Annotated in this window: 8 protein-coding genes; all 8 read left to right on the forward strand. The window is 33.8% G+C overall.

Annotation, left to right across the window (positions count from 1 at the left end):
* On the forward strand, window positions 1-363 hold a 363-nt coding region (locus RR554_RS00535; protein ID WP_443081306.1), incomplete at its 5' end, for an ABC transporter permease.
* Between the two features lie 11 nt (window positions 364-374).
* A complete protein-coding gene (locus RR554_RS00540) occupies window positions 375-1,472 on the forward strand; it encodes an ABC transporter substrate-binding protein (RefSeq protein ID WP_332462133.1) in 1,098 nt (365 codons plus the stop codon).
* A 33-nt stretch (window positions 1,473-1,505) separates the two neighbouring features.
* A complete protein-coding gene (locus RR554_RS00545; protein ID WP_332462131.1) occupies window positions 1,506-3,290 on the forward strand; it encodes an L-fucose isomerase in 1,785 nt (594 codons plus the stop codon).
* A 61-nt stretch (window positions 3,291-3,351) separates the two neighbouring features.
* Window positions 3,352-5,022, forward strand: coding sequence for a ribulokinase (locus RR554_RS00550; RefSeq protein ID WP_332467210.1), 1,671 nt, complete (start codon window positions 3,352-3,354; stop codon window positions 5,020-5,022).
* Between the two features lies 1 nt (window position 5,023).
* Window positions 5,024-6,178 carry a lactaldehyde reductase gene (gene fucO, locus RR554_RS00555; protein ID WP_332462129.1) on the forward strand — a complete coding sequence of 385 codons (1,155 nt, stop codon included), beginning with the start codon at window positions 5,024-5,026 and terminating at the stop codon, window positions 6,176-6,178.
* A 2-nt stretch (window positions 6,179-6,180) separates the two neighbouring features.
* Window positions 6,181-6,996: a rhamnulose-1-phosphate aldolase gene (gene rhaD / locus RR554_RS00560; RefSeq protein WP_332462128.1), complete on the forward strand. Its 816-nt coding sequence runs from the start codon at window positions 6,181-6,183 to the stop codon at window positions 6,994-6,996.
* Window positions 6,997-7,078: 82 nt separating this feature from the next.
* Window positions 7,079-7,855 (forward strand): sulfite exporter TauE/SafE family protein, encoded by a 777-nt coding sequence (locus tag RR554_RS00565; RefSeq protein WP_332462127.1) that lies wholly within the window; start codon window positions 7,079-7,081, stop codon window positions 7,853-7,855.
* A gap of 394 nt (window positions 7,856-8,249) precedes the next feature.
* Window positions 8,250-13,133 (forward strand): Cna B-type domain-containing protein (locus tag RR554_RS00570; protein WP_332467211.1); only part of this gene is annotated, 4,884 nt, incomplete at its 3' end.

A 13,133-nucleotide genomic window follows, 5' to 3' on the forward strand; every position in this document is an offset into this window, starting at 1 on the left:
GAAGCAACAAGATTATCGGGAATTAATATTGTAAAAGTAGAAGCTTCTACTTATGTGATTGCAGGATTTTTTGCAGGGTTAGCTGCTATAGCCTATGCTGCTACATATACAACGGTTATGCCTGGTGGTGGAGCAGGATTTGAATTAGATGCAATTGCTGCTGTAGTAGTAGGTGGAACATCTCTAGCAGGTGGAGTGGGATCGATTTTAGGAACAGTTATTGGTGTATTTATTATGACCGTATTAAAAGTAGGGTTGCCTTACATCGATTTACAACCGCATTATCAAATCTTTATAACCGGATTTGTTGTGATTTTAGCTGTATATATTGATATTTATCGAAATAAAAAATTAAACAAATAGGAGAGAATAAAATGAAGAAAAAAACGATGGGTGTATTACTGATGTCAACTTTAGCAATTGGTCTTTTAGCAGGTTGTTCTGGAGGAGAGACCAAAGAATCTGGTTCAAAAGAGAAAAAAGATGGTGGAAAAACAGTTGAAGTTGTAGCAAAAGGATTCCAACATGATTTTTGGAAAGCCGTACAATCAGGTGCAAAACAAGCAGCAAAAGAAGATGAAGTAACAATGAACTTTGTTGGCCCTAAAGATGAAACCGCTATCGCTGAACAATTAGAAATGTTGAATAATGCGATTAATAAAAATCCAGATGCGATTGCTTTAGCAGCACTGGATACAGAAGCAGAACTTGACGCTATTGAAACAGCTAAGTCAAAAGATATCCCGATTATTGGGTTTGACTCAGGTGTTCCTGATGCACCAGAAGGAGCTGTAAAAGCGACTGCTTCAACGGATAATAAAAAAGCAGGTGCCATTGCTGCTGAAAAACTATATGAAAGCCTAGAAAAACGCATTGAAGATAAAGAATTTAGAATCGGTGTTGTTTCTCAAGAAGTAAACTCTCTTTCAATTTCTCAACGAACAGAAGGCTTTATTGACAAAATGGTAGAGTTACTAGAAGCAAATGACAAGGTTGGTAAGGGTAAAGTACAAGTAACTGGTCATGATAAATTTAAAAATAAAGTAAGTGCTAAAGACGCAAAAGCAATCATTGAATTAAGAGTGCCAGCAGAAGTAACAGATGCTGCAGGAAAAACAGAAGCCTCAGCCTTGTTAGAGAAAAAAGATATTGTTGCTATTTATGGATCTAATGAGTATGGTGCTAAATCAATTATTAATGCCAATGATGGTTTAGGTGACCGAATTGGTGTTGAAGAAGGTAAGGTATTAGCTGTTGGTTTTGATTCAGGAGCTTTACAACAAGATGCTATTAAAAATGGTAAATTCTTAGGATCAGTTACTCAAAACCCAGTAAAAATTGGCTATGAGTCAGTAAAATTAGCTGTTAAAGCAGCGAATGGTGAAAAAGTAGAAGATGTTGATACAGGGGTTGAATGGTATACCAAAGACAACATTGATAAAAAAGAAATTCAAGAATTACTTTACGAATAAAATAGACTAAAAAAATAAAAGGAGAGAAAAAATATGACAAATTATCCTAAATTAGGAATTCGCCCAATTATTGATGGCCGTCAAGGTGGTGTGCGTGAAAGTTTAGAAGAAAAAACAATGGCAATGGCAATCGCAGCTCAGAAGTTAATTGAATCTACTTTAAGATACGCTGATGGGACACCGGTTCAATGTGTTGTCGCAAATCGCACGATTGGTGGTAGAGGTGATGCTGGACTTGTAGAAGAGCAATTTATTGGTGAAAATATTATTGGGACATTATCTGTAACGCCGAGTTGGTGTTATGGTACAGAAACAATGGATTTAAATAATCAAACGATTAAAGCAGTTTGGGGATTTAATGGAACTGAACGACCTGGTGCTGTTTATTTAGCAGCAGCAATGGCAGGGTATGCGCAAAAAGGGTATCCGGCGTTTAAAATTTATGGTAAAGAAGTGCAAGAGCTTGATGATAATAGTATTCCAGAAGATGTTCAAGAAAAAATACTTTCATTTGCTAAAGGCGTCTTTGCTATTGGTCAAATGAAAGGAAAGTCTTATGTAAATCTAGGCTCATCTTGTATGGGGATTGCAGGCTCACAAGCAGACAGTCAGTTATTTACTAAATACTTAGGTATGACGCTAGAATACGTTGATATGACTGAAATTCTTCGACGAATTACGTTAGAAATTTATGATAAGGCTGAATATGAAAAAGCTTTACAATGGATTAAAGATTATTGTAAAGAGGGAATTGATATTAATGAAGGAAAAGATTTCCCTGAAATAATTACCAAATCAAAAGTTGTTCCAGCTAATGAAGATTGGGAATTTATTGCCAAGCAAGCATTAGTGATTAGAGATATTTTATTTGGTAATGAAAAACTAGCCGAAATTGGTTGGCATGAAGAAGCGCGCGGACGTAACGCTATCTCTGGAGGTTTTCAAGGGCAACGTCAGTGGACTGACTGGTTACCAAATGGTGATTTTACAGAAGCTATTATGGCATCAACGTTTGATTGGAATGGCCCACGACCTGTGACTGCCTTTGCTACAGAAAATGATACGTTGAATGCTGTATCCATGCTATTTGGAACGCTGTTAACGAATAAATCATCTATATTTTCAGATGTTAGAACTTACTGGAGTCCTGAATCTGTTGAACGTGTGACTGGTAAAAAACTAACTGGCAAAGCTGAAAATGGTGTTCTTCATTTAATTAATTCTGGAGCATCTGCTCTTGATTGGAGTGTTCCTTTAAAAGATGATGAAGGAAATCCAACAATGAAAGAGTTTTGGAATATGACAGAAGAAGATGTTAAAGCCTGTTTAAATAAAACAGATTGGTGCCGTGCAAATTATGAGTATTTCCGTGGCGGCGGTTATTCTTCTCATTTCTATACAGATGCTGAAATGCCTGTGACGATGATTCGATTAAATGTTGTTGATGGAGTTGGTCCAACACTTCAAATTGCAGAAGGTTATACATGTGTGTTAGATGAAGAGATTCATACGTCATTAGATAAAAGAACAGATAAAACATGGCCAACGACTTGGTTTGCACCACGCTTAGGCTTACCAGGTTTTGAAAATGTATACAATGTAATGGATCATTGGGGGGCAAATCACGGGGCAACAGTTCATGGTCATGTTGGTCATGAAGTAATTACCTTAGCAAGTATGTTAAGAATTCCAGTGGCTCTTCACAATATTCCGAGTGACAGAATTTTTAGACCTCACGCATTTACAGGCTTTGGGACAAAAGATTTAGAGTATGTTGATTTTAAAGCATGCGAAACGTTTGGCCCATTATATAAGTAGAATTCTTAGAGGTTGAGACAATTGTTTCAACCTCTTTATTTAAAAATAAAGGAGAAGTCTAATGACTAATTACGCAATAGGTCTTGATTACGGTACCTTATCAGTTAGGGGTGTTTTAATTGAGGCAACAACAGGAGAGGTTTTGGCGTCTAAAACATATGAATATCCCCACGGTGTTATTGAAAAAACACTATCAAACACTGACATAAAATTGCCAGATTATTGGTGTTTACAACATACAGATGATTATATGAACGGTTTGAAGGATGTTGTTAAAGGTTTGTTAGAACAAGCTACTAATCAAGGAATTAAATCTGAAGATATTGAAAGTTTAGGAATCGGCTTTACGTGTTGCACAGTCCTTCCAGTTGATAAAGATGGAATCCCTCTTTTGAAAAAAGAACATCTTGAAAAAAATCCACATGCCTGGGTAAAACTTTGGAAGCATCACGGAGCACAAGCTCAAGCAGATAAAATAAATCATATCGCCAAAACACGAAATGAAAAATGGTTACCTTATTATGGAGGAAAAATTTCATCAGAATGGTTATTTCCTAAGTTATTACAACTATTGGAAGAAGCTCCTGAAATTTATAAAGAAACAGCTTATTTTATAGAAGCAGGTGACTGGCTTGTTTGGCAATTAACTGGTAATCAAAAAAGAAGTAAATCTTGTGCCGGCTATAAAGCAATGTATCAAGAGTCATTAGGTGGCTATCCATCTAATGAATTTTTTGAAGCTGTACATCCTAATTTTAAAAATGTAGTTGAAGAAAAAATAGCTTCTGACATGGGAGAATTAGGAACTTCAGCAGGTACTGTCACAAAAGAAATGGCAGAAATACTTGGACTTGGTGAAAAAGTAGTGGTTGCTATTAATAATATTGACGCACATGTTTGTGTAGCTGCTACTGGTGTGACAAAGTCTAATATTATGCTTAATATTATTGGCACTTCTAGTTGTGATATTTTACTAACAAGCAAGAACAAAGTAATACCAGGTATTGCTGGTTTAGTTAATCAAGGTGTAGTTGAAGGACTTTATGGATATGAAACAGGACAAAATGCTGTGGGCGATATCTTTTCTTGGTTTGTAGAGACCCAAGTTCCAGAAAGTTATGTACAAAAGGCTAAGAAAGAGAAAATCTCAATTTACGAATACTTAGAAAAACGTGCAGAAAATCTAGAGCCAGGTGAGTCAGGTTTAATCGCACTTGATTGGTGGAATGGTAATCGTTCAACACTAATGAATGCTAATTTAACAGGGCTCGTGATGGGAATGACTCTTCAGACTAAACCAGAAGAGATGTACCGAGCACTAATTGAAGCAACTGCTTTTGGCAAGAGAATGATTATAGAAAATTTTGAAAAGAATGGTATTCCAGTTGATTACTTAGTTTTTTGCGGAGGTTTACCTCATAAAAATAAATTACTTAATCAAATTTATGCAGATGTATTAAAGAAGAAGGTGGCTATTTCAAAAGAGTTAGAAACAGGAGCAAAGAGTGCCGCTATCTTTTCGATTTTAGCCAATCAGCCAAATACTACTCTAAATGATGTAATTCATCAGATGAAATTGGATAGTTATGCAGAGACTTATCATCCTCGTTCAAAAGATGTCGATACTTATGATCAATTGTATGCTATTTATAGTCAACTTGTTACTCAATTTGGAAAGAATCAAGAGATGATGTTATCTCTTCAATCAATAAAAAAGAATAGGAGACATTAAAATGACAGTCAATCGAATGGTACTAAATGAAACATCATATTTTGGAAAAGGAGCGATCAAGGAAATTGCTGGCGAAGTAACCAAAAGAGGCTTTAAAAAAGTTTTAGTCGTAACTGATAAAGTTCTTGTAGAGGTTGGTGTTGTTGAAAGAGTAACGTCACTTTTAGATGAGGCTCATATTAGTTATGATATGTTTGATGGTATTGTCCCTAACCCAACTATTGAAGACGTTCAAGCAGGTGTTATAGAAGCCAAAAAATCACAAGCAGACTGTATTGTTGCAATCGGTGGAGGATCTCCAATTGATACGGCAAAAGCCATCGGTATAATAGTGACCAATCCTGAATTCTCTGATGTACGTAGTTTAGAAGGAGTCGCTGATACAAAACATCCGAGTCTTCCAATTTTAGCAGTACCAACAACATCCGGAACAGCAGCGGAGGTGACAATTAATTATGTTATTACAGATAGAGAAAAAAATAGAAAGTTTGTGTGTGTAGACCCTCATGACATTCCTGTTGTTTCTTTTGTAGACAGTGACATGATGATGGGAATGCCTAAAAATTTATGTGCGGCAACGGGCATGGATGCTATGACACACGCAATTGAAGGACTAATCACACCTGGAGCTTGGGAGATGAGTGATATGCTCCATCTAAAAGCTATTGAGATTATTGGAGCATCCTTACGAGATTCAGTTAATGGAAACCAAGAAAGTCGAGAAAAAATGGCACTAGGTCAATATTTAGCAGGAATGGGTTTTTCAAATGTAGGACTTGGCCTTGTTCATGGTATGGCGCATCCCTTGAGTGCTTGGTATGATGTTCCACATGGTGTAGCTTGTGCTTCATTACTTCCAACTGTTATGGCTTTTAACAAAGAGTTTACTGGTGAAAAATATCGAGAAATAGCTAAAGTATTAAATCTTTCAAATGCAGAAACAATGTCTATTTCAGAAGTGAGAACAGCGGCAGTAGAAGCAATCCAAAAGCTAAGTTCTGATGTAGGTATTCCAAGTACGATTTCAGAGTTAGGCGTTAAAAAAGAGGACATTCCAAGTATTGCAAAAGATGCTCTTAATGATGTTTGTACTCCAGGAAACCCAAGAGAAGTGACTTTAGAAGAAATCATCTCTTTGTATGAAAGTTTAATGTAGTCATGAGAAAAAATATTTTAGAATGGTCATTAATGAAAGAGATGATTGAAACCACAACAAATCTTTATCGTTTAGGATGGGATGAGAGAAATGGTGGTAATATATCCATATTGCTTGATGAACAAGAACTTTCACGTTATTTAGATGTGACTTGTGTACTGCGAAAGATACCTATTGATTTTGATGCAAGTAAGTTAGCTCGTCATTATTTGTTAGTAACAGGATCTGGCAAGTACTTTAAAAATATCAAAAAATCACCAGAAGAAAGTCTAGGTATTATCCGAATTAATGAAACAGGAACAGAACTAGATATATTATGGGGATTTTCTAATGAAGGATTTCCAACAAGTGAATTACCAACACATCTAATGAGTCACATAGCAAGAAAAAAAGTAGATACTACTCACCGTGTTGTAATGCATAATCATGCGACACATCTACTAGCAATGTCTTTTACTCATGAGTTGAGTGAAAAAGCCATGACCAAAACTCTTTGGAAAATGTGTACAGAGTGTCTTGTTGTTTTTCCAGAAGGAATAGGAATTATTCCTTGGCTGGTGCCTGGTACAAATGAAATAGGTGAGATAACAGCCGAAAAACTTAAAGAAGTTCGACTTGTACTCTGGCCCTTTCACGGCATATATGGGACTGGAAAAAATTTAGATGACGTATTTGGTTTAATCGAAACAGCTGAAAAAGCAGCTGAAGTATATACGTATGTTAAGAGTCAAGGTGGTATTATGCAAGAAATGACAGATGAACAACTCAAGAAGTTAGCAAAACAATTTAAAGTCATTCCAAGAAAAGGATACATTTAATAATGAAGTATAGAGAAAAAAATCTCTATACTTCTTTTTTCATTGAAAAATATAGTAAGATAGATGAAAGGGAGTTGAATTTATGATTGGTATTATTTATTTTCTTGTTATAGTTATTGCCAATACAATTGGTGCAATATCTGGAATGGGTGGTGGTGTCTTAATAAAACCGATTTTTGATTTTTTAAATGTTCATCCAGTAGCCGCGATTTCTTTTTATTCAAGTGTAGCTGTGTTGACCATGTCTTTTGTTTCAACCTTTAATCAAATAAGAAATGGTATTAAAGTAAATTGGTTTTTTGCAATTCAGTTATCTATAGGAGCTATTGTTGGTGGATTGATAGGTAATCAAGTATTCGAAAAGATATTAGATTATTTTCCAGATGGGAGAGAAGTGCAACTGCTTCAAATCTTCCTAACTATTATCACTCTGGTTTTATCATTTTTACATAGTAAACACATTTGGAAGAACCATACATATCAATCAAGCATCTTGATTGTTTTCACAGGTTTTTTACTTGGCTTTCTGGCAAGTTTGCTGGGAATTGGTGGTGGACCAATTAATGTTGCTCTACTAATTTTCTTATTTAATCTACCGATTAAAGACGCGACAGTTTATTCAATAGTGACCATTTTATTTTCTCAGTTATCAAAAGTGATTACTATATTTGTGACTGTTAATTTGGAGCGTTATGATTTAACTATGCTGTATTTTATAATACCAGCAGCGATAATTGGTGGTTTTTTGGGATCATACATTAGTGGTAGAGTCTCAAGTGAAAAGGTTAACGACATCTATCAAATAGTTATTATTCTTGTTCTCATAATTAATTTATATAATGGCTATCAAGTTTTTTAGTGTCAACTCTTTAGAGTTGGCACTTTTTTTTTTATAACTGTCGTTTTAACCGACAGCAAGATAAAAATAATATGATTAACATGAGTTATTATTATAAATGTAGAACATTTAATGATAAAATAAAGACAATGAAATGTTATCGAGTTCTGAGAATAATAAAATGTTTTAAGTCTTTATATTAAATAAAAATAACTCTGAAAAACATTTATTATATTTTTAAAACTCTACTTATTCTTAAAAAAAATTTAAAAAAGGAGCGATTTTTTTATTATTGATTGTTATTTGATTATATTTATGGTACATTTTTTTAATGTTTTTCTAACTATTCACTAATTATTTTATTTGAAACTATTTGTTACAAAAGTAATTTATCAAAAAAATGGAGGAAAAAGTTATGAAGATTAAAAAATCAGTATTTATGCTTATGGTAATGCTCATGGGAACATTTACGCAGCTTGTAACAAGTGTTACGACCATTCAAGCATTTGCAGAAGGAAATAATCAAGAGTCACAGATTATTACGAATCAGGAGCGATCACCTGATGGCGGTAATCCAGATAATAACACAATAGCTCCAACAAAAGAAAGCTCAACAGAGGAGAGTCAGAAAGAAGTAGACTCTACTGAAAATGATCAAATAGAAGAAAAAACTGAGGAAGCAACAGCTGATCAGATAGAGGAACCAGATTTAGAGAAACCAGAGGCACAAAAGCTAGAAAATCCAGAAAAAGAAGTAAGAGCTGGCGGCAGAGATATTACAACAATGGAAAAATCTGGTTTACTACCAAGAGATAAACAGGGAAAACCAACTATCTTAACAGAATCTAATATGACACTAAACGGTAACCCAATAACAGAAGTCAATCCATTAAGTATAGGTGATGAATTTCAAATTCATTATACATTTAGAATTCCTGATGAGTTTGGTAAGACAATGGCAGATGGCGATTATTTTGAATTTAAACTACCTGATTCCGACATTATCAGTCTCACTAGAAGACAAGAAGGTGACTTAATCGATCCAGATAATGGGATGATTTACGGGCGTTATATTGGTGAAACTAACGGCAATGTAAAAATGATTTTTAATGACAAAGTTTCTGAAAATGATGATGTTGATGGAAATTTAATGTTTTCAATGAAACTTGATGAAAAATCAATCACTATTCCAGGAGAGTATGAAATTGAAATACCAGGTGTGATAAATGATGAAAGTGAAATCATTATTATTGCAGGAAAAATAAAATCATATATTCAAAAAGAATATATTGGAGATGAAGGATTAAAACATAAATGGAAAGTGTTAATCAATCCCAATTATTTAAAGATTAATGATTTTGAATTAAAGGAAAAGACAACTAAAGGAAAGAACGGACCTAATATAGCTGATAGCATCAATATTGATAAGATGGTAAAAGCAAAAGTTGATTTACAAGGAAACATAACAGAAGGTGCGCAAGTTCCAATTGCTAATAAAACATTTGATTCAAGTGGCAATATTGATTTAGGATTCAACTCTATTGAGGAACCTTATGTTGTTTACTTAAATACACCAGTCCCATTTGGAACAAAAGCAAATATTTACAATACGGCGACTTTAATTGGTAATGTAGGTAACCACTATCTACATGAAGAAGCTTCTGCTGAAACAAATGCAGGGATTGATCTAATTACTAAAGAAGCAGGAAGTTACAATAAAAAAGATCAAACGGTGGATTGGACGATTACATATAATCCTAAAGGAATTCATATTGATCAGGAGCATGCTTATTTTAAAGATATTATAACTAATGGAACATTGATGGAAGAAACGATGACTGTTGCGCCTGACTTAAAACATGATGTAACTGTGTCAAATGACAAGAAGGAATTTGATTTTGTCTTTAAAACAGATGTGGATGAGCCAGTTATTATCAAATATAAAACTAAAGTCATCAACGATAAAGAAAAATTTGTTGTAAACAAAGTGATTACTGCAGGACAAGAAAAACAAGTATCTAAAGACATTTCTACTGGCGGTGAAGGTGAAGGCGGAGATGGAGAAGATGGGGACGGAGTTAGTTCTATCGTTAAAAGTAAGCCTATTGATTACCAAGGTGGGGCCCAGTGGGAATTAAATATTAATAAAGAAAAACAAAAAGTTGATAAATGGTGGGTAACAGATAAGGTTGATTCAGGGACTATTCGAGAAAGTAGTTTTGAATTAAAGAATTTGACCAAAGGTGGCAATGTATCTAAAGCTGATTACGATTTAGAATGGCATGATTCTGAAAACGGAAAGGCTAAGGGCTTTACGGTTAAATATAATAAAGAAACTAGTGACCATTTTAAAATAACTTATGTAACTGACTATGAAAGAAATACAAAACAAACGAATAATGCGAGTTATCATTATTTTGTTAAGGGAACAGAAAAAGAAGATGAAGATTCTCAAACCTATATTCCTAAAGTAACACCAGAGATTGGTTTAGCTAAATCAGGCCGCTTTATACCTGAGGATAATGAAATTGAATGGACTGTACTTATTAATGAAAAGAAAAATGTAGCGATTGGACCAAATAATAAGATGACAGATCCGATTATGTCTGATCAAGAATATGTTGCTAATTCTGCAAAAGTATATTATCAGTACGGTGTTCAGTGGGAGGATTATTCTTTTGCAAAAATTAATTTTAATGGCTCTAAAAATCAATTAGAAGTTACTGAATTTCTGGAATCAGCTTATGCACAAAAAGTAGTATTCAGAACTAAATTAAAGAATCCACTAGAAATTGTTTCAAAAACAATTAAAAATACGGCATACTACCAAGATAAATATACACCAGAAAAAAACGTTACAGCCACATTAGAAAAAGATATTGGTAACGAAATTTTTGTTAAAAAACAAGGGAAAGAGAACCCAACCAATCCTAATTTAATTGATTGGCAAGTAGATGTGAATCCACATGGCTATCATTTAAGAGATTTAGAAATCTTTGATGAGAGCTGGGAGAATCAAATCGTTATTAGAGAATCAATTCAATTGAAAAATTCAATTGGAACAAGATTATTAGAGGGGATTGATTATACTCTAGATTACACAGAACGTTATTTTCATATTAAAATGTTAGATGATGTTCATGAAAAGTTAGATTTAACTTACCAAGGTAGAATTGTGTTCCCAAATGGTACGATACCAGGAAGTACACAACAGGTAAAAAATAGTATTCGTATTACAGCAAAAGGTGTTTATACAACTGAAAAACCAATAGATGTTAAGATTCCTGTGAAAGTTCCAGATAGCTCAGGAACCATTCAAGGAAGAACAAGAAACTTAAATGTAAAAAAAGTATCTGAAGAAAATCCAAACCAACGCTTAAGTGGTGCAGAATTTGTTTTATATCGAGGTAAAGACAAAGAACCAGGAAAAGTAGTTAACCGAGTAACAACAGATGGAAGTGGAAATGCGTTATTTGATAAATTAACAAAAGGTGATTACCTGTTGGTTGAGACTAAAGCACCTGCTGGATTTGCTATTAGTAATGAAATGAAAAATGGTTGCGTTGTAACGATTAATGATAATGAAACGACAACAGTGGAAGAAGTTGTGTCAGATCCAAAAGAAAATGGAGAAAAATTAATTGATATCCCTGTTGAGAAGAAATGGAAAGATGTGCCATCAGGAATCACAACACCTGAAGTGAAAGTCAGACTGTTTGCTGACGGTGATGAAGTAGATTCTATGATATTAAACAAAGGCAACGACTACAAAGGATCATTTAAAAATCTTCCTGAAAAGAAAAATGGGAAAGAGATTACTTATACAGTTCGTGAAGATGACATTCCCAATTATGATAGTCAAGTCACAGGAACTACAATAACTAATACATATAACAATACGGAAAAAACAAGTATTTCAGGTGAGAAAATTTGGAAAGATGACAATAATAGTGCTAACAAACGTCCTGATAAAGTAACTGTTGAACTTCTTCAAGATGGAAATTACTATGACAAAAAAGAAGTTTATGGATCAGAAAATTGGAAATATGAGTTTAAAAACTTACCTAAAGTAAATAACAAAACAGGTAAAGACTACGTTTATACAGTTAGAGAGAAGAATATTCCTGGTGATTATGATTCAGAGGTAAACGGATTTAATATTACCAATACGTTTGTAAAAACTGAAGAAGATAAAATCAGAATAAATGGTGAGAAAAAATGGCTAGATAATAATAATAAAGTTGGAGCGCGTCCAGACTTTGTTAAAGTGACTCTGTTTCAAGGTGAAAAAGAGTACGCCACTACAGAAGCCAAAGCGATTAATAATTGGAAATATGAATTTTCAAATTTACCAAAAAAAGATGATAGTGGTAAGGACTATGTTTATCGTGTAGAGGAAGGCGATATCCCAGAAGGATATGAATCTGAAGTTGATGGTTATACGATAACTAATAGATATACTAAAGAAGAGGTCGTTAGTTTTTCTGGTGAAAAAAAATGGGAAGGCGACAAGTCTGAAAATCGACCTAAATCTGTAAAAGTACAACTCTATCAAGATGATAAACCGTATAAAGAGCAAGTTACAAATGAGTCAAAAAATTGGAAGTACGAATTTAATGATTTACCTAAATACGATAGTAAAGGCTATCTGTTCCGTTACCGAGTGGAAGAAGTCGATGTGCCTGATGGGTATTATTCAAATGTCGATGGAAATAATATTATTAACACATACAGTGTTAAAGAAACAACGGAATTTAAAGGTGAAAAACTTTGGAAGGATAATAACAACTCCTTAAAAACGCGTCCAGACTATATAATTGTTTACTTATTTCAAAATGATGATTATAAACCGTTTGATACTAAAGTTGTTTCTCCTGTAGGAAATCGTTGGGAATATAAGTTTACTAATTTACCTAAATACGATGATAATAACAAACTTTACAGATATAGTGTGAAAGAAGAAGAAGTAGGCGGCTATCAAACTAGTAACACTGGTAGCAATGACCTAACTAATACCTATCAAAATAAAGAAAAAACAAGTATTTCTGGTAAAAAAGAGTGGGAAGATAACGGAAATCAAGATAAAACACGTCCATCTTCAATTACAGTACATTTATTAAGAAACGATAAGCGAGTTGATAAACAAACCGTAACAGCGACCAATGATTGGAAATACACATTTTCTAATTTAGATAAGTATGATGAAAATTTAAATGCCTACCGATATACTGTCGAGGAAGAAGAAGTTCCAGGATACACAAGTGAAGTTGTAGGAACAACAATAAAAAATACATTAGTA

This window comes from Vagococcus sp. (assembly GCF_036639995.1).
GTDB lineage: Bacteria > Bacillota > Bacilli > Lactobacillales > Vagococcaceae > Vagococcus.